General features: G+C 70.4%; 17 protein-coding genes. 3 read left to right on the top strand and 14 right to left on the bottom strand.

The features are described 5' to 3' along the window. Positions 1–248: 248 nt before the first annotated feature. From PKA16_RS11340 to PKA16_RS11320, 5 genes are read right to left on the bottom strand one after another with little or no spacing between them, the layout of a single operon-like run. Positions 249–566, bottom strand: a complete 318-nt coding sequence (locus tag PKA16_RS11340; protein ID WP_324403337.1) for a cytochrome c — start codon at positions 564–566, stop codon at positions 249–251. Positions 567–605: 39 nt separating this feature from the next. Beyond that, a complete protein-coding gene (locus PKA16_RS11335) occupies positions 606–956 on the bottom strand; it encodes a hypothetical protein (protein WP_324403336.1) in 351 nt (116 codons plus the stop codon). Further along, a complete protein-coding gene (locus PKA16_RS11330) occupies positions 953–1,252 on the bottom strand; it encodes a hypothetical protein (protein WP_324403335.1) in 300 nt (99 codons plus the stop codon). The genes PKA16_RS11335 and PKA16_RS11330 overlap by 4 nt, the downstream gene beginning before the upstream one ends. Further along, a complete protein-coding gene (locus tag PKA16_RS11325) occupies positions 1,252–2,667 on the bottom strand; it encodes a cbb3-type cytochrome c oxidase subunit I (protein WP_324403334.1) in 1,416 nt (471 codons plus the stop codon). Before PKA16_RS11325 ends, PKA16_RS11330 begins: the two co-directional genes overlap by 1 nt. 15 nt (positions 2,668–2,682) lie before the next feature. Continuing rightward, positions 2,683–3,282 (bottom strand): cytochrome c, encoded by a 600-nt coding sequence (locus PKA16_RS11320; protein WP_324403333.1) that lies wholly within the window; start codon positions 3,280–3,282, stop codon positions 2,683–2,685. 38 nt (positions 3,283–3,320) lie between these two features. On the opposite strand from PKA16_RS11320, the gene PKA16_RS11315 reads away from it, so the two are divergent. Both PKA16_RS11315 and PKA16_RS11310 read left to right on the top strand, forming a co-directional pair. Beyond that, positions 3,321–3,539 carry a hypothetical protein gene (locus tag PKA16_RS11315; RefSeq protein WP_324403332.1) on the top strand — a complete coding sequence of 73 codons (219 nt, stop codon included), beginning with the start codon at positions 3,321–3,323 and terminating at the stop codon, positions 3,537–3,539. After that, on the top strand, positions 3,536–4,186 hold the full coding sequence (locus PKA16_RS11310; RefSeq protein WP_324403331.1) for a DUF4124 domain-containing protein: 651 nt from the start codon (positions 3,536–3,538) through the stop codon (positions 4,184–4,186). The genes PKA16_RS11315 and PKA16_RS11310 overlap by 4 nt, the downstream gene beginning before the upstream one ends. Before the next feature lie 23 nt (positions 4,187–4,209). Here the strand turns inward: PKA16_RS11310 and PKA16_RS11305 are convergent, their stop codons facing one another. From PKA16_RS11305 to PKA16_RS11290, 4 genes are read right to left on the bottom strand one after another with little or no spacing between them, the layout of a single operon-like run. Continuing rightward, complete coding sequence (locus PKA16_RS11305) at positions 4,210–7,122, bottom strand: DNA methyltransferase (protein ID WP_324403330.1); 2,913 nt, start codon at positions 7,120–7,122, stop codon at positions 4,210–4,212. Positions 7,123–7,147: 25 nt separating this feature from the next. Continuing rightward, complete coding sequence (locus PKA16_RS11300; RefSeq protein WP_324403329.1) at positions 7,148–7,648, bottom strand: GNAT family N-acetyltransferase; 501 nt, start codon at positions 7,646–7,648, stop codon at positions 7,148–7,150. Next, a complete protein-coding gene (locus tag PKA16_RS11295) occupies positions 7,645–7,929 on the bottom strand; it encodes a DUF1778 domain-containing protein (RefSeq protein ID WP_324403328.1) in 285 nt (94 codons plus the stop codon). Before PKA16_RS11295 ends, PKA16_RS11300 begins: the two co-directional genes overlap by 4 nt. Before the next feature lie 46 nt (positions 7,930–7,975). Next, positions 7,976–9,358: a chloride channel protein gene (locus tag PKA16_RS11290; RefSeq protein WP_324403327.1), complete on the bottom strand. Its 1,383-nt coding sequence runs from the start codon at positions 9,356–9,358 to the stop codon at positions 7,976–7,978. A 190-nt stretch (positions 9,359–9,548) separates the two neighbouring features. On the opposite strand from PKA16_RS11290, the gene PKA16_RS11285 reads away from it, so the two are divergent. Beyond that, positions 9,549–11,030, top strand: coding sequence for an MFS transporter (locus tag PKA16_RS11285; protein WP_324403326.1), 1,482 nt, complete (start codon positions 9,549–9,551; stop codon positions 11,028–11,030). A gap of 437 nt (positions 11,031–11,467) precedes the next feature. Here the strand turns inward: PKA16_RS11285 and PKA16_RS11280 are convergent, their stop codons facing one another. The 5 genes from PKA16_RS11280 to PKA16_RS11260 form a co-directional block, all read right to left on the bottom strand. Next, positions 11,468–11,992 carry a methylated-DNA--[protein]-cysteine S-methyltransferase gene (locus PKA16_RS11280; protein ID WP_324403325.1) on the bottom strand — a complete coding sequence of 175 codons (525 nt, stop codon included), beginning with the start codon at positions 11,990–11,992 and terminating at the stop codon, positions 11,468–11,470. 82 nt (positions 11,993–12,074) lie between these two features. Next, the gene (locus tag PKA16_RS11275; RefSeq protein WP_324403324.1) at positions 12,075–13,433 is read right to left on the bottom strand and encodes a nitrate/sulfonate/bicarbonate ABC transporter ATP-binding protein; all 1,359 of its coding nucleotides are present in this window, start codon (positions 13,431–13,433) and stop codon (positions 12,075–12,077) included. A gap of 500 nt (positions 13,434–13,933) precedes the next feature. Continuing rightward, entirely contained in the window at positions 13,934–15,649 is a 1,716-nt protein-coding gene (locus PKA16_RS11270; RefSeq protein ID WP_324403323.1) for an ABC transporter permease subunit, read from the bottom strand. Positions 15,650–15,750: 101 nt separating this feature from the next. Then, complete coding sequence (locus PKA16_RS11265) at positions 15,751–17,211, bottom strand: cobyric acid synthase (RefSeq protein ID WP_324403322.1); 1,461 nt, start codon at positions 17,209–17,211, stop codon at positions 15,751–15,753. Beyond that, complete coding sequence (locus tag PKA16_RS11260; protein ID WP_324403321.1) at positions 17,208–18,293, bottom strand: aminotransferase class I/II-fold pyridoxal phosphate-dependent enzyme; 1,086 nt, start codon at positions 18,291–18,293, stop codon at positions 17,208–17,210. Before PKA16_RS11260 ends, PKA16_RS11265 begins: the two co-directional genes overlap by 4 nt. Positions 18,294–18,300 lie beyond the last annotated feature (7 nt).

The following is an 18,300-nucleotide window of genomic DNA, read 5'->3' as shown; positions in this document are numbered from 1 at the left end:
AGGCGCGCAGGCGCCTGTGGAGCCGCGGCGCTCACCCTCGCCTGCCACGCCGATGACGGCACTGGCGGGCGCGTCCAACTGCCGTTTCCAGGGTCACTCGATGCCGTTGCGGCTCAGGATGACGAAGTGACCGGGATCGGTGACGCGCAGCGGGCGCGCCATCGAGTCGCAGCAAGGTCATTGCGTCTTTTCGTCATGCCGCTCCCAGCCGGCGTCGTTGGTCAGCGGGCCCGCGCGGGCAAGCCGGCTCACCGCGGCTTGAGCGCCGACAGGTAGGCTGCCAGGTTGACGATCTGCGTGTCGGTCAGGTTCTTGGCCATCGGCGCCATGATGGCATTGACGCGCGAGCCGTCGCGATAGGCCTTGATCTGCTCGACCAGATAGGGTTCCTTCTGGCCTGCCAGGTTGGGATAGATCGGCGCCACCGAGATGCCGCCGGGCCCATGGCAGGCAACGCAGGTGCTTTCGTAATGGGCCTGGCCGGCGGCGGGATCGGCCGCCTGCGCCAGCGGCGCCGCGGCGGCCAGTGCGAAGGCCGCGCCCAGTAGCAGGTGATGTCTTGTCATGCTCGTGCACTCCACTCCAGCATTGGACCTTGCGCGCGCTCAGGCGTGCTGGCCCTGCGGCTCGCTTTCCTCGGGGCCCGGGTGATACAGCGCCGCCCACAGCGCAACGACGGGCACCAGGCAGCCGATCCAGAAGCCGGTCCAGAAGCTCAGGTAGGGCAGCGTCGCGAGCGGCAGCAGCGACAGCAGGCCCAGCAGGATGGCCTGGACGATGTTGACCCAGCTGAACCACGGATGCGCGTCGCTGCGCCGCGCCCACAGCGCCATCACCAGGATGATGGCGGCGAAGCCGAGCAGCGGGAAATAGCGCTGCTCGACCCAGGTCGGGTGCAGCACCACCGAATACACCAGCACCAGGCCGGTGATGGTGTTGATCAGGTTGGGAATCATGAACGGACCTCCGGCTCCTCGTGCAGCCCCTGCAGGTAGCGCAGCGTGATCGGCGGGATCGCGGCGTAGGCCAGCGCGCTGGCCAGGATCAGCAGCTTCCAGCCGAGGGTGAGCGGCGTGAGCAGCGCGATCGCCAGCGCGATCGCCAGCGCCAGCGCGTAGCAGCCGCGCGCCGCGCGCGCCAGGCGCGGTGCGGCGCGCACCCGGCCCAGGCAGTAGAGCACGGCCCAGGCGCCACCGGCCAGCACCAGCAGGCCCATCAGCACGGTCGTCTGGATGAGCGATTCGGGCGTCATCAGGCTGGCTCCGCGCGCACCTGGCCCGCCATCTGTGCCTTGGGCACGGCCTGCTGGCGCGGCGCGGTGAGCAGGTCGAACACCAGCATGACATAGCCCGCGGCAAAGATCAGGCCAAAGCCCGACCGCGCCCACAGGCCGCTGGTGAACCAGGGGTTTTCCGAGGCGATGGTGTAGGCCATCAGGGTCGAGCCGCCCGCCGCCCGCTCGAAGAAGGCCTGCGCCATGCCGGCCAGCAGCAGGCCCATCACCATGCCCACCATGCCCAGGTTGAGCAGGCCGTAGCCCCACTTCCAGCGGTTGCCGCCGATGTATTCGGCGCCCGTCACCTTCTGCTTGGCCACGTAGAGCACGGCGATGATGCCGCACACGTAGGCGCCGTAGAAGGCGAAGTGCCCGTGCGAGGCGGTCCACTGCGTGCCGTGCGAGAACATGTTGATCTGCGGCAGCGTCATCATGAAGCCCCAGACGCCGGCACCGATGAAGTTCAGGAAGGCCTCGGTGGTGATCCAGTAGAACGCCGGCTGGTTGGCGGTCTTCAGCCGGTGCATGCCGGCGTCATAGATGGCGTGCACCACCATGCCCAGCAGCGGCAGGGGCTCGAGCGCCGAGAAGAAGCCGCCGATCGAGAGCCAGTAGTCGGGCGTGCCGATCCAGAAGTAGTGGTGCCCCAGGCCCAGGATGCCGGCGCCCAGCACCAGCATGACCTCGATGTAGAGCCAGGCCTCGACGATGCGCCGCGGCGTGCCCATCACGTCCATCAGCACCCAGGCCATGACGCAGCCGATCAGCACCTCCCAGGTGCTCTCGACCCACATGTGCACCAGCCACCACCACCAGTACAGGTCGGTGGACATGTTCTTGTCCATCGGGAAGGCGTCGAGATACACCACCACCAGCGGGATCAGGTCCAGGCACAGCACCCACAGGATGCCGGTCATCTTGTGGCGCGACTTCACGCAGGTGGCGATCACGTTGTAGGAGAACACCAGCATCACGCAGACGATGCCGATCGCCGCCCAGCGCGGCGCCTCGACGTACTTGCGGCCCTGGTTGATGAACCAGAGCGAGAACTCGTTGGCGCTGCCGTACTGCACGAAGATGAAGACCACCGCCACCACGGCCAGCGCGGCGCAGAAGATCCAGAAGAACAGCTCGGCCGCCCACATGCCCTCGACCTCGTGCTCCAGCTCCTTGGGCAGGTACCAGTAGATGGCGCCGATCAGCCCCATCAGCAGCCAGATCACCAGCATGTCGATGTGCATGGTCTTGGCCATGCTGAAGTCGAACACGTTGTAGAGCATCGACGGGAACAGGTAGTAGAACGACGCCAGCAGGCCGAACACGATCATCACGCCGAACAGCGCGACGGCCGCGACCAGGTAGCGCAGCGCGAGCTTTTGCGATCGGTACATGGTGCCTGCCCTCCTTCAGTGCGCGCCCGGGTCGCGCCGGCCGAACGCCGACGGGAAGCCATTGGTGTCGATCGCCGACAGCCACTTGAGATAGGCCACCAGTGCGCGCGCCTCGTCCTCGCTGATCTTCAGGTTGGGCATGCGGCGCTGCCACGAGGGGTACTTGTCCGGGTGCATCAGGAACTCGACCATGGCCTCCTCGCGCGTGGTCTTGCCGGTGGCCGGCATCCAGATCTGCTGCCAGGCCGGGTCCAGCCAGGACTTGGTCAGGTCCGGGCCGTAGTAGGCGCCGTTACCAAAGAAGGTGTGGCAGTTCATGCAGTTGCGGCTCTGGATCACCAGCTTGCCCTGGGTCATCAGGGCGTCGGCCTGCTCGCGCGTGACCTTCTGGCCGAACAGCGGCTGCTCGCCGCCGATCACCGGCACGTCGGCCGCGCGGTTCCAGTCGTACTGGTAGCCGATCTCGTGGTTGATCACGTCATAGTCCGGCACGTTCTTGCCGCCCGCGCGGATGTAGCTCCAGCTGTCGACCGACAGGAAGGCCAGCACCACCAGCATGACCAGCGTGGTGCTCACAGCGCCGGCGCGCCAGAACAGGGGATCGTGAAAGTTCATGGCTTGCTCTCGTCCGTTGGCCCGGCGCGGCATGCCGCATGGCCGAAAGCGTGAAAAAAATCACGAACCGCGTCGGTGGCGGCCATTTTGCGCCGGCAAGCGCCATCATGGCCAGCATCGTGGTTTCTCGGCCACGACGGGACCACGGGCTTTGCCTTGACCGGACGACCGGCTGGATCGCCCGCGGCGCCACGCCCGCGTCCGGCGTTGCAGTACATTTGGATACGTTATTCCTCGCCTGCTGCCGCATCCCATGACGACCGATCCACCGCCCCCCGCCGCCCGCGCCGGGGTACCGCGTGCCGCCCGCCTGGTGCGCCGCATCGCCTGGACCCTGGCATCGACCCTGCTGGCGGCCGGCGCCGCGCAGGCCGCGGGCGTCTACCAGTGGAAGGATGTCCAGGGCAACACCCACTTCACCGACACGCCACCACCCGCCGGCACGACGCAGGCCGCGGCGGCGCCCAGGGCCGGTGCCGGGCTGACCGAGGCACGGCGGCTGGCGCTGCGCGAGCGCTTCAACAGCGCCTGCCGCGCCGGGGCCGAGAGCCCGGCCTGCCTGCAGGCACGCCGCGAGGTCTCGCTTGAGCTGCAGAAGGACTGCGCGCCGCGGCACAGCCGCGAATTCTGCGCCGAGGACATGGACGCGATCGCGCGCGACCTGGCACAGGACATCGCGGACGAGTTGCCCAAGACCGTGCCGGCCGAAGCCGCCCGCAAGGCCGTGCGCACCGCGCCGGCCGCGCGCACCGAGGCGCACGACTGCACGGTCAAGCGCGAGACGGTGGCCCGGCACAAGGCGCGCCTGCAGGCCAGCGCCGGCCTGACGCCCGAGCAACGCGCCCAGCAGTCGGGCCTGATCGGCGCGATCGAGGCCGAACTCGACGCACTCGGCTGCCCCTGACCCGATGCGCCCCGGAGCGGGCGTCAGCCCACGCCGTCGCGGCGCGGCCGCCGCCGTGCCGGGCGCCCGGTGGCCGCCGGCAGCAGGCTGGTGATGCGCTGGTAGCGCGTGAACAGGAAGGCCACGCGCTCGGCATCGCCGGCGTAGCTTCTGGGGCCGCCGGCAAGCTGGTACGCCTTGTCCACCGCCGCGTCGAGCCGCTGGTGCGCCTTGAGCAGCGCGGGCGGCATGGTGAGCGGATCGTACAGGTCGGCCAGGCTGCTGCCGGGGAATCGGGCGCGCGCGTCGAGCACGCCCTGGGCTTCCCTTTCGATGGCGGCTTGCGCTTGTTGAACGGACGCTGGATCCGCTTTGTGTGTTGGATCCGGGGAGCAGAAGGGCCAGGGGAAGTTGTTGTAGACGATGGCGGCGGAATAGCGGAAATCGCTTTTCAACCGGCCGCAGACGGCGCGCACCCAGGCGTTGTGCATGGTGCTGGAGAGGATGCCGAAGTGGAACAACGAAGCACCGAACACAGCGAGGCACAGATTGCTGACGATCAGTTCAGGTGCACTGAAACCCATAGGCACAAAGGCGCGTCGCTCGGACGACACGCTGGGCACAACGATGTACGAGGTCTCGACGTGCGAGACAAACGCAAATGCTGATGGAGTGGCTGCCAAATCTCGGGTGGCACGACGTTTGCTGTCCAACCGGAACCGACGCACAGCATCCAGGCGCTGCAACACGGTCTTGCTCTTGCGAAAGACCGGAGGAGGACAGTCCTTCAACCAGAGGCAGTAACGCTCACCACCGTTAATGAACTCCTCCGCCCCAAGGAACAGACGCACATAGGGTTTCAGTTCCGGAGTTTCCACAAGGACTTCAGATGCTTCCGCTGGCGAGAGCAGCAGATGTCCACCATCGATCGGCTGATTCCCGAAGCTGATCTCCGGCACGTCGCAAATCGGCTTGCTGCGCCGCGCCAGCACCATATCCGGCGCATCAACCAGATAGGGGTTGATGTTGACCGCCGGCACGGCGTGCGGCTCGCCCTTGATGTCGGCGTATTCGTAGATGACCTTGCCGGGCACATCATGCAGGCCGAAGCCAACGATGACGCAGTGCACCGCCGCCTTGCCCCGTGCCTCGTTGCTCCAGGCAAAGGTGCGGTGCGCAAAGTGGATGTGCACGCCCTGCCCCAGCAGCCAGCCCCACAGCACGCCGACCTGTTCGCCCTGGGTGATGCTGTTGGTGGAGACGAAGGCGCAGCGGATCGGCTCGGCCGGCTCGCACGTGAACGTCAAGGCGCCGCTTCCCGTCGCGGGCTCCGAGAAAACCAGGGTGCCTGGTGATGCTGGCGGTGCCGGCGACGTGCCTTGCAGGTAGCGCGCGGCCTTGACGTACCAGGCTGCGACGAGGTCGAGCAGGCCCGCGCCCTTGATGCCGGCGAACACGGCACGCGTGTCGGCGCGCTGTGCATCGTCCATGAACTTGGCGCCGACGAACGGCGGATTGCCGAGCACGTGGCTGCACTGGCTGGCCGGCAACACCTCGTTCCAGTCCAGCGTGAGCGCGTTGCCGTGCACGATGCGTGGGCTGGTGACGAGCGGGATGCGGGCGAAGTACTGGCCGAACTCCTCGCTCACGCGCAGGTTCATCTGATGGTCCACCAGCCACAACGCGACCTGGGCGATCTGGGCCGGGAACTCTTCGATCTCGATGCCGTGAAACTGGTCGACGTCGATGCCGATGAGCTGGTGCACGTCCAGGCTGCGCTGGCCGGCCGCGCCCTCCAGGGCGGCAGCGGCGCGCAGCACGTCGAGCTCCAGCAGCCGCAGCTCGCGGTAGCTGATGACCAGGAAGTTGCCGCAGCCGCAGGCCGGGTCGAGGAAGCTCAGGCGCCGCAGCTTCTTGTGGAACTCGAACAGGCGGTTGCGGTTGCCCTTGACCTTGTCGAGTTCGGCGCGCAGCCCGTCGAGGAACAGCGGACCGATGAGCTTGAGGATGTTCTCCTCGGACGTGTAGTGCGCGCCCAGGTTGCGGCGGGCGTCCTTGTCCATGATGGACTGGAACAGGCTGCCGAAGATGGCCGGGCTGATGGCCGACCAGTCGAGCGCGCAGGCATCGAGCAGGGCCTCGCGCGTGGCGGTGTCGAAGGCGGCGATCGGCAGCCGCTCGTGGAAAAGCTGGCCGTTGATGTAGGGAAAGCCGGCGAGCTGCTCGTCGAGGTTGCGGCTGCGCGTGCCCTCGGCCGTGTCGAGCACCTGGAACAGTTGCGCCAGCCAGGGCCCCAGGTCGCTGCCGTCGTCCTGGGTGCGCTCCTCGATCAGCGCACGAAACGACTGCGCCGGCTGAAAGATGCCGGTGTCGTCGGCAAACAGGCAGAACAGCAGGCGCACCAGCAGCACTTCGAGCGCGTGGCCCTGGTAGCCCGAGTTCTTCAGCGCATCGTGCAGGCGGCCCATGCGCTCGGCCGCCTTGATGTTGACCGGGTCCTGCGGCTTGATCTCCTGCGCGCGGTAGCCGGCGATGAAGCCGAACCAGCGCACGTGCTTGTGCAGGTCGGCCAGGGCAAAGCGGGTCTCGCGTCGGCTGTCCAGGTCGATCACGCGAAACTGCGCGAAGTCGCACAGCACGAGCGTGTGCGGCAAATCGCGCTCGGCGATCCCGGGAAAGTAGCCGAGCGCCTGGTCGAATGCCGGCTCCAGCGGCTTGCCGCGCGACTTCTGCTCGACCAGCATCTGGCCGGGCCAGAACAGGTCGATGTAGCCCTGGCCGCCGCCGTGCTTCCTGACGGCGTGTTCGAAGCTGGCGACGCGCCGGTTGGTCAGGCCGAAGATGTCGAAGAAGTCGATCCAGAACGGGATCGACTGCTGTTTCTCCTCGGCCGCGTCCTGCCAGCGCCGGCTGAAGGCCATGGCGCGCGACTTGATTTCGTTCCAGGACAGGGGCATGGGGGCGGAGCTCAGTGAGCCGAAGCTACAAGGCGCCGCGCGCCGTGGCCAGTGGCAGGAAGAGCGTGCGCGGAGAGTCCGGCAGGGCGATGAAGCCATGATGGCGATAAAAGGTGACCGCCGCCTCGTCCTTGGCGTCGACCACCAAGGCGTAGGCGGCAATCTCCGAGCGCAGCACGCGCGCCAGTGCGTCGGCCAGCAGGGCGCCACCCAGGCCCTTGCCCCGAAACGCGCGGTCCACCGCCAGGCGGCCCAGGCGAACAGCCGGCACGGTGGGGTAGCGCGGCAGCTGCTTGACCATGCTTTCGGGCAGGTCGGTCAGCGGTAGGCTGGCCGCGGCCAGGGTGTAGTAACCGGCAACGCGCTGTTCATCGGCAAGCGCCACGAAGCAGGCGGCCACGCGCCGGCGCACGTCTTGCGAGGCCTGCTGGCGCAGGTAGCGGTCGAGCGGCGGCGCACCGCTGTCGAAGGCGGCACGGTCGCAACCGCCGTCCAGCGGCAGCAGCCGCAGCGGCGCACCAGTCATTCGGTGCGCAGCAGCTTGGCGCGGCGTTTGAACGCGCGCTGGAGAGCGGGCGCTGGCGCGGGCGGTTCAAGCAGCGCGTCGGCAAAGCGCTGCTGATCGGCCAGCGACAGGCGTACCACGCCGGCCTGCGCCACCGCGCGCTCGGCTGCATCTTGAACGGCGGCAACGACGAAGTCGGTCATGGTGCGGCCCTGCAGTTCGGCTGCGCGCTTCAGCAGACCGTGCAGGTCGGTGCTGATGCGGGCTTCGAGGCGGGCGGTGGCGCTGAGGGAGGCAGACATGGCAAGATCCTTTCGAATTCATTATCCGGCAAATAGCCGTACAAATCTACCGGCCCGTAGATCCCCCGCCGCCCCGCCGCCACCGCTGCCACAGGCGCCGCAACTCGCCCAGCCAGCGCAGCACGCCCCAGGACAGCTGCACCTTCTCGTGGCCGATCGGCTGGTCGCTGGGTGCGGTGAACCAGGCGGCCTTGGGGTAGGCCAGGTGCTGCGCCGGATAGACGCTGCGGTGGCCGATCATCAGGTAGGCGGCGACGCAGGCGCCGGCGACGTACAGGGTGGAGCCGCCGCCGAACAGCTCGATGCCCATCAGCACGGCGGCGATCGGCGTGTTGGAGGCCGAGGCGACGACCGCCACCAGGCCGACGGCCGCGCCCTGCGCCGGCGCCAGCCCGAGCCAGGGCGCGAAGGCGCCGCCGGTGACGGCGCCGATGACGAACTGCGGCGTGACGATGCCGCCGTAGTAGCCCGAGCCCAGGGTGATGGCGACCAGCAGCGCCTTCCACAGAAACCCCAGGTAGGGCATGGATTCGCCCTGCAGCGCGCGCTCCATGATGGGCAGGGACAGGCCGAGGAAGTCGGAGGGCAGCACGGCCACCAGCAGCGCCAGCAGCACGCCGCCCAGCATCGGCAGCAGCGGCGGCCACAGCGCCAGGCGCTGGCCGACCCAGCCGAAGCCGCGCCGCGCCAGTTGCAGCAGCTCGACGAACCAGGAGGCGGCGACGCCGCACAGCACGCCGATCACCACGGTCTTGAGGAACAGCAGCTCGGTGAAGCGCGCCTCGAAGGCGATCTGGTAGTCGGGATAGGGCACGCCCCACCAGCGGCTGACCACGAACGCGGTGACGCCGGCGACGATGCCGGGAAACAGGAAGTCGTGCCGCACGCGGCCGATGGCCAGCATCTCGACGCCGTAGATGGCACCGGCGATCGGCGTGCCGAACACGCTGGCAAAGCCGGCGCTGACGCCGCAGGCCACCAGGCGCTTGCGCAGCTCGACGTTCAGGCGCAGCGCCTGGCCGACGCCGGCGGCGACGCCGGCGCCGATGTGCGAGCACGGCCCCTCCTTGCCGGCCGATCCGCCGCAGCCCAGGGTGATGAGCGCCGCCACCGGCTTGATCCACAGCGTGACCAGCGGCACGTGGCCCTGCTGCTCGTTGACGGCGACGATGGGCTCGTCGACCAGGCCGGTGCGGTTGATCCGGTAGGCGTAATGGAGCAGCAGGCCGTTCGCCAGGCCGCCGGCCACCAGCAGCGTCGCCTGCCAGTGCCAGGGCGCGTCGTAGAGGTGCCCCTCGCTCAGGAACAGGAGCTTGAGGAACACGCTGCAGGCCGTGCCCACCAGCGTGCCGGTGACGATGGCCAGCAGCAGCCACAGCACGATGGTGGCCAGCATGACCAGGGGTTCGGCGGGATGCAGGCGGCGCATGGGCAAGGGGCGCCCGGGCACGTGCCGGGCAATGCCGGATCATTCCACGAATCGGCGGCGCCCCGCCAGGCCTGCCCCCACGACTGCCCTTACCATCGGGGACGCCTGCCTCCTGAACCCTCCCCGACTCGAGGCGCATGCCGCCGCTGCCGGCCACCCGCGCCGGCGGCCCCGGAGACCCGCGCCCACCATGCCATCACCCCGATCCGACCCCGCCGCCGACGACGGCGCGCTGACCGAAGCCGTGCGCTGGCGCGTGCTGGCGGTGCTGCTGGCGACCATCTTCATGTCGCTCATCAACGTCAGCGTGGTGAACGTCGCCCTGCCCTCGATCCAGGACAGCCTGCAGGCGAGCCAGTCGGACCTGCAGTGGGTGCTGTCGGGCTATGCGCTGACCTTCGGCGTGGTGCTGGTGGCGGCCGGCCGCGCCGGCGACATCATGGGGCGCGGGGGCTGGTTCGTCGCTGGCGTGCTGCTGTTCACCGCCGCGTCGGTGGCGGCCGGGCTGGCGCCCGATGCGCGCACGCTGAACGTGGCGCGCTTCCTGCAAGGCCTGGGCTCGGGCCTGATCACGCCGCAGGGCGTGGGCATGATCCAGCAGTACTTCCGCGACGAGGCACGGGCGCGCGCCTTCGGCTACTTCGGCAGCATGGTGGGGGTGTCGGTGGCGATCGGCCCGGTGCTGGGTGGCGTGCTGATCATGCTGGGCGGCGCCGACCTGGGCTGGCGCCTGGCCTTCCTGGTCAACGTGCCGACCGGCCTGCTGGTGGTGGCGCTGGCGCTGCGCTGGTTTCCGCGTCCGCTGTTCACCCACCGCGGCCCGGGTCGCGTCGGCCGCTCGACGCCGCGGCTGCTGCGTGCGCTCGATCCGGTGGGGTCGCTGCTGCTGGGGCTGGCGGTGTTCGCGGTGCTCTACCCGTTCATGGAATACCGCGGCTCGCACGCGACATGGCTGCTGCTGCCGGTGGGCCTGGCCCTGGCCTGGCTGTGGGTGGCCTGGGAGCGCCACCACGCGCGCGCCGGCGGCAGCCCGATGGTCGACCTGCGCATCTTCCGCACGCGCAGCTTCAGCAACGGCACGCTGATCATGGCGCTGTACTTCCTGGGCATGACCAGCATCTGGGTGATCGTGGCGCTGTACTTCCAGCAGGGCGCCGGCAAGTCGGCGTTCGAGGCGGGGCTGGTCGGCATCCCGGCCTCGATCCTGTCGGCACTGTCGGCGCACTGGGCCGGCCAGCGCGTGATGCGGCTCGGGCGCAAGGTGGTGATCGGTGGCCTGCTGCTGGGCATCGCCGGGCTGGCGCTGTGCGTCGGCGTGGCCTGGCTGCACGGGCTCGGGCGCCTGAGCATCTGGTGGCTGGTGCTGGCCCTGGTGCCGGTCGGCATCGCCCAGGGCGCCATCATCAGTCCCAACCAGACGCTGACCCTGGCCGAGGTACCCCTGGCCTACGCCGGCAGTTCGGGCGCCGTGATGCAGACCGGCCAGCGCATCGGCACCTCGGTGGGCATCGCGCTGATCACCTCGGTGCTGTTCGCGGCACTGGCCGTGAGCTCCTGGCCGACCGCGGTGATGCTCGCGTTCACCCTGATTGCCGGCGTGTTCGCACTGGCGCTGTGGGTCGCCTGGCGCGACCTGCGCGAGCGCGCGCGGCGCGGCACGCCGGCCGCGTGATGGCGGCGCTCAGGCGGCAGCGCGTTCAACAAGGCCTGACGAAGGCTCGCGTCGCGATTCATGTTGAACCGTCATTCAGCGCTGCCCCCGCCTCCATCCTGCGCCGACGCGGGAAAAGCGGGGGAGACGCGATACACCACACCGGCCCGCGTCGGACGTCGTGGCTGCGCTGCACGGCTCCTTCCGCCGCCGGGGGAAGGCCGGAGGCGGGGCCAGCACCGAGACATCGTGCACGCCGGTGGGTCGGTTGCCGGCTGCATGCACCGCGCGTCCGCAGGGCTTGCCACCTGCGCCAGCCTGGAAGCTCCGAAGGCCGCGGGACCGGCCAGTCGGGACACCCGTGGCCGGGGTCTTCCTGGCCGCGGGCCCGGCCGAGCGGGGTTTCGTGCGCCCCCTTCCAGGGAGATGGCGCGCAGCGCCACAGGGGGTGCCCGACCTCAGGCCGCCGCGCGTGCGTGCACGCCCTGCTCCAGCTCGAGCAGCCACTGCTTGCGCGGCACGCCGCCACCGTAGCCGGTCAGGCTGCCGTCGCTGCCGATCACCCGGTGGCAAGGCACGATCAGGCTGATCTTGTTGCTGCCGTTGGCGGCGGCCACGGCGCGCGTGGCGGTGGGCCGGCCGATGGAGCGCGCCTGCTCGGCGTAGCTGCGCGTCTGGCCGTAGGGAATCTTCAGCAGCGCGTGCCAGACGTCGATCTGGAACGGCGTGCCGACCAGATCGAGCGGCAGGTCGAAGTCGCGGCGCCGGCCGGCAAAGTAGTCGGCGAGCTCGCGCCCGAGCTGTTCGGTCAGCGCGCTGCGGCCGGGCCGCGCCGGGCCGCCGCGCGCCGCCTCGACCTGCGCGATCTCGCGCGCCAGGCCCTTGGTGTGCTTGCTGAACTCGAGCAGGCACAGGCCCTGGTCGGACAACAGTGCCGTCATTTCGCCCAGCGGGGTGGAATAGGTGTGAGAGATCAGGGACATGGCATGAACTCGCGTGGCCGCAACCAACCCGGCCATCCTACCGCGTCGCGCGCCGGCCTGCCCCGGCCGGTCTCGAATCGGGTCAGCCCGGGTCCTCCAGGTTGAACTGCCGCGTTTCCTCGTCGTAGCCGAACAGCTCGCCGTAGCGCCCCCAGTTGATGATGGCGCGCATGGTGTCCTCGGCGCGCTCCTCGGACATGCCGTCTTCCAGCTCCTCGGAGAAACGCGTGAAGGGGGCGCGGTGATCGGGGCGCTCGTCCAGCACGCGGCAGATCAGCGCCGCCAGGGGCACGTAGGCCAGCAGGTGCTCGCCGAACAGGCGCTTGCGCGCGTCCACGTCGAGCTCGGCGAAGCGGCGCCCGACCTCGGTCAGGCGCACGTCGCCCTCGGCCAGCTCGGCCAGGCGCAGCAGTTGCAGCGTTTCGGCGGTGGGGAACAACTCGCCAGCCGTCAGCCGCAGCGACGCGGCCAGTTCGGGCAGGTCGGCCTCGCCATGGAACGGCGGCCCGGCCAGCGCCTCCACCAGGCCCGCCAGGCGGTTGGTGGACACGCGCGGCAAGGCCATGCGCACGCCGGTGCCGGGAAAGCCGCCCGTGGCGGGCGCCGCGCCGGCGTGTGCCGTTGCAGGCTGCGTCATCAGGCCGTAGATGTGGTCGACCAGGGCGCGGAAGGACGGGTCCAGGCGATGGCGCGGGTGCTGCAGCGGCACCCGGATCTCCGTGGCCACGCGGCCGGGATGGGTGGACAGCACCAGGACGCGATCGCACATCTGCACCGCCTCCTCGATGTTGTGCGTGACCATGAGGATCGATTCGATCGGCAGCCGCCCCTCGATCCAGCGATCGATGATCTCATGGCGCAGGGTCTCGGCCGTGAGCACGTCGAGCCCGGAAAAGGGCTCGTCCATCAGCAGCAGCCGCGGGTGCACCACCAGCGCCCGCGCCAGGCCGACGCGCTGGCGCATGCCGCCCGAGAGTTCACGCGGATAGGCGCTCTCGAAGCCGTCCAGGCCGATCAGGTCGATCGCCGCCAGGGCCCGGCGGCGCCCGTCGGTGGGCGCCACCCCGAGTGCGTCCAGCCCAAGCTCGACGTTCTGCAGCACGGTGAGCCAGGGAAACAGCGCGAAGCTCTGGAACACCATGGCAATGCCCTCGCACGGGCCGGTGACGGGCTGGCCGCACCAGCGCACGCTGCCGGCCGTGGGCTGGAGCAGGCCGGCAATGATGCGCAGCAGCGTCGACTTGCCCGAGCCGGAGCGGCCCAGCAGGCCGACGATCTCGCCACGCTCGATGGTGAGCGACACGCCATCGAGCACCACCAGCTCGGCCCGGTCGGCCTTCTGAAAGACCTGGCGCACGCCGTCGAGCACGACCAGTGGCGCGCCGGCGACGGCGCGCGGGGGCCCAGGTTGGTGCGGCGTTGGCAGGGTGGGCGGATTCATGGTGTCACCGGATCGGTCGATCTTGTCCAAGGCGCCGCGCGCCACCCGAAACACGTGCAACGGGGCAGCCCCGACGGCTGCGCAGCGGCTTTGGCGCGGGCACCCGCGGCCGGAGAAGAGCCCCTGGACGCTGCGGGCGTCCCCCTTGCAGGGCACGGAGGCCCGCGGCGCCGGGCCCGCCTGCGCAGGCCCGGGCGGGCCGAAGCGCCGCGGCCTCTGGTGGCGTGTACGTGGAGCGCGGCGACATGGGGGTGCTTCATTTCACCCCAAATCCGGCAGTTGGATGCGCCCGCCAGTGCCGCCCTCGGCGTGCCAGGCAAGGCGCGAGGAGGCCGCGCACTGGTGTGCGCCACGACGAGCAACACCGCATGGTGCGCCGAGGGCGGTGCTGGCGGGCACATGGCGCCCTCACCCAAGAGGTGAACGTCATCAGGGCAGTCGAGGCCAATATTCATGCGGGTTTGAAGACGATGATCAGCGGTCAACTGCCGGATTCAGGGTCACTCGAGGCGGGTGCGGCGCATCGCCAGGTCATAGAGCGGCTGCCACAGCAGGCGGTTGAGCGCCAGCACCAGCAGCGACATCACGGCAATGCCAAGCACGATGCGCGGATGGTCGCCCGCCGTGGTGGCATCGGCAATATAGGCGCCCAGGCCGTGCGCGCGCACGGTGGTCGTGCCCCAGCTCGCCAGTTCGGCCACGATCGAGGTGTTCCAGGCCGCACCGCTGGCGGTGATGGCGCCGGTCACATAGTACGGGAACACCCCTGGCAGCACCACCTTGAACCACCAGCTCGGGCCGCGCACGTGAAAGCTCGCCGCCACCTCGCGCAGGTCGCCGGGAAAGGCGCTGGCGCCGGCGATCACATTGAACAGGATGTACCACTGCGTGCCCAGCACCATCAGCGGCGACAGCCAGATGTCGGGCGAAAGTCCGTGACGCACGATCAGCAGGACGACGAAGGGAAACACCAGGTTGGCCGGGAACGCCGCCAGGAACTGCGCCAGCGGCTGCACGCGCTCGGCCCATCGCGGGCGCAGGCCGATCCACACCCCCACTGGCACCCACAGCAGCGACGACAGCGCCACCAGCACCACCACCCGCGCCAGGGTGTAGCTGCCCAGTCGCAGCGCGGTGGCGACGTCCGGCCAGCCCGCACCACCGGCGATGAAGGCGACGATCTTCCAGGCCATCAGCAGCACGGCGAGCAGCACCAGGGCAAGCCAGACGCGGTCGGCGGCGCCGCCAGGCGCGGCCCGCCGTGGCGGCGCCGGGCGACGCGTCGATGCGGCCGGGCGCTGACGCGACAGCGCCCGGGCCAGCGCCGCGAGCGTGGCCAGCCAACGGCGGAACAGCCGTGTGCGGCGCGCCGCCAGCAGCACCCAGGAGCGCGGCGCACTGGCGCCCACCGAGCGCTCGACGCGAAACTTGTCGCTCCAGGCCACCAGCGGGCGGAACATGAGCTGGTCGTAGAGTCCGATCACCACCAGCATGGCAAGCACCGCCCAGCCGATCGCGGCCAGGTCCCTGCGGGCGATCGCCAGCGCCACGTAGGAGCCGATGCCGGGCAGCTCGATCGAGGTGGCACCGACGGCGATCGCCTCCGAGGCGACGACGAAGAACCAGCCCCCCGACATCGACATCATGGTGTTCCACACCAGGCCGGGCATGGAAAACGGCACCTCCAGCCGCCAGAAGCGCTGCCAGGCCGAGAGGTGGAAGCTGCGCGCGGCCTCCTCCAGCTCGGCCGGCACGGTCTTGAGCGACTGGTAGAGGCTGAACGTCATGTTCCAGGCCTGGCTGGTGAAGATGGCGAAGATCGCCGCCAGTTCGGCGCCCAGCAACCGGCCCGGGAACAGCGCCAGGAAACCGACCACGGTGAAGGACAGGAAGCCCAGGATCGGCACCGACTGCAGGATGTCGAGCAGCGGCACCAGCACCATCTCGGCACGCCGGTTCTTGGCCGCGAGCGCGCCATAGGCGAAGGTGAAGGCGAGCGAGGCGACCAGCGCGGCCAGCATGCGCAAGGTGGTGCGCAGGGCGTATTCCGGCAACCGCGCCGGGTCGAGCGAGATCGGGTCCTGCTGCAGCACGCTGATCGGCGCCAGCGTTTCGCGGGCACCCTGGAAGATCAGGATCAGCGTGGTGAACAGCAGGCCGAAGGCGAACAGGTCCCACAGGTTGGGCAGGCGCCGGCGCGCCCGGCCCGTGTCCATGGCGGGGAGGCCGTTCAGCATGGTGACGCGGGGCTCGCGGGTGGCATGGCGTGCCGACTATAGCCGTGCCTCCGGCGCCGGCAGGACGACGCGCGTCGGCGTCAGCGCCCGATCAGTCCGTCCAGCACGCCGGGTTCGAACGACGACGCGAGCGTGGCCGCGAGAGACTCGAACGTCGCGTCCAGCGATGGTGCGCCCCTGCCGAACAGGGCCTGCATCGCGGCATCCTGCTCGAACAGGCCGTGCAGCGCCAGCCCGAGCACGTTGCCGGCGGCGTTCTGCCAGGCCAGGCCGGCAATCACCTCGTGCACGGGCGCACCCCCAGCCGCGGTGGTGGTGTGGCCGGCGTGGATCTCGTAGCCGGCGCAGTGCAGGCCCGACAGCGCCCGCCAGGCGCCCGCCAGCGCGCCGAACCGCACGGCCGCGGGCCGCACCGTCTTGTCCTGCGCAAAGGTGGTCGTCAGCCCCAGCAGTCCCAGCCCCGGGGCGCGGCCGCGCGTCTCGACGCCCAGTGGGTCGTCGATCACCTGCCCGAGCATCTGCAGGCCGCCGCAGATACCCAGCACGCGGCCGCCGCGCGCTGCGTGCCGCGCCACGGCGCCGTCCAGCCCCTGGGCACGCAGCCAGCACAGGTCGGACAGCGTGGCCTTGCTGCCCGGCAGCACGATCCAGTCGGCGCCCTCCAGGTCGGCCGGCTGGCGCGCCCAGACCAGGCGCAGGCCGGGCACCTGTTCCAGCGGCTGGAATTCATCGAGGTTGCTGATGCGCGGATAGGCGACGATGGCGATGCGCGTGTGCGCCGGTGCGCCATCACCGCGATCCCGCGCGCCCGAGCGCCCGTCCTCTTCCGGCAGACCGTGGCCAAAGCACATCGGCACCACGGCCAGCGTCGGCACGCCGGTCAGCTCCTCCAGCCGCTGCGGCGCCGGCGCCAGCAGCGCCGCGTCGCCGCGAAACTTGTTCAGCACGAAACCGGCAAGGCGTGCCCGGTCCTCGGGCGCGAGCAAGGCCCAGGTGCCGTACAGGTGGGCGAAGGCGCCGCCGCGGTCGATGTCGGTGACGAGCAAGCAGCGGGCGCCCGCGTGGCGCGCCACGCGCAGGTTGACGACGTCGCTGGCCATCAGGTTGATCTCGGCGGGCGAGCCGGCGCCCTCGATCACCACCACGTCGTGTTCGGCGCGCAGCGCGTCCAGCGCCTGGGCCACCTGCGGCCATACGCGCGCGCTGCGCGCGCGCCAGGGCAGCGCACCCAGCGCCGCATCGACCTGGCCGAGCAGCACCACCTGGCTGCGCGTGTCGGCCTCGGGCTTGAGCAGCAGCGGATTCATGCGCACCCCGGGCACGGCGCGCGCAGCCAGCGCCTGGAAGTACTGGGCCGCGCCGATCTCGCCCCAGCCCTCTTCGACGCCGGCGACAACCCGGGCGTTGTTGCTCATGTTCTGCGCCTTGAACGGCGCCACCTTCAGGCCCTGGTTGGCCCAGTGGCGGCACAGGGCGGTGGCGATCCAGCTCTTGCCGGCACCGCTGCTGGTGCCCAGCACCATGACGCAGCGCGCCGTCATGCCAGCGCCTTCAGCGCCGCCGCCAGCGCGTCCTGCGTCGCCGGCGGCGCCACCGCCAGGCGCGCCCATCCGGCCAGGCCGAAGCTCGTGCAGTCGCGCAGCTTGACGCCGCGCTGGCGCAGGCGCACCAGCAGCGTCTGCAGCGCAGCCGCACGCTCGGCCATCGGCGCCGATCCGGCCGGCCGCGCGACCAGGAAATTGGCGTCGCCCGGCAGCACCTGCCAACCGGCCGCGTGCAAATGTTCCGCCTGGCGCGCCTTCCAGCGCCGCAGGCGCGGGCGGCAAGCCGCGAGCCAGGCCTGTGCTTCGTCCGTGGTCCAGGCCTGCAGCAGCGCCACACCGTGCGCGCCGAGCGGCCAGGACGGCGCCAGCAGGCGCAGGCGCTGCAGCAGGGCGGGGTCCGGTGCGCGCGGAGCGATCGCATAGGCGGCGCGCACGCCGGTCAGGCCAAGCGCCTTGTTCGGCGTGACCAGGCGCCAGACGCGCTCGAGCGCCGCGGCGTCCAGGCTGGGCGCGCCCGCCAGGCGCAGCGGCTCGTAGGCCTGGTCCAGCACCAGGACCTGCCCCGGCTGCAGCGCGGCAACGCGCGCCGCGAGTCCCGCATCGGCCCGCCCGAGCGGGCTCGAGGGTTCGCACGACCACAGCAGTGCAGCGGCCCCCGGATCGGCCACCGGGTGCAGCCCGGCCGCCTGCGCGGCGCGGGCGTAGTCACCGTACGCATGCGCCGGCTGCCAGACCGCGGGCACGCCCGCCCCGTCCGCGGCCGCGCGCAGCCGCACGGCGGTCGAAATGCGCTGGATGAACTCGCTGGCGCTGGCGGCGATGACAATGCGCTCGGGCGCCACGCCATGCCAGCCGGCCAGCGCGTGCACCAGCGCCGTGTACGCGGGGTCCGGGTAATGGCGCGCGTCGGCCCGCGCCAGGGCATGCCGCGCCGTCGGGCACGCGCCGCAGGCGTTGGCATTGCTGGACAGGTCGTGCACCGGCACGCCCAGCGCGTCGGGGCCGCCGTGCAGGGGCGCCGTCGCCGGTTGCGGCAGCAGCGCGCCCTGCGATGTGCTGGAACTCCGGGCGACCGGCATGGGCAAT

Source organism: Ottowia sp., from assembly GCF_035325765.1.
Taxonomy (GTDB): Bacteria; Pseudomonadota; Gammaproteobacteria; order Burkholderiales; family Burkholderiaceae_C; genus Ottowia.
The sequence above is the reverse complement of the archived record's forward strand: the minus strand, read 5'-3'. Positions and strand labels throughout refer to the sequence as shown.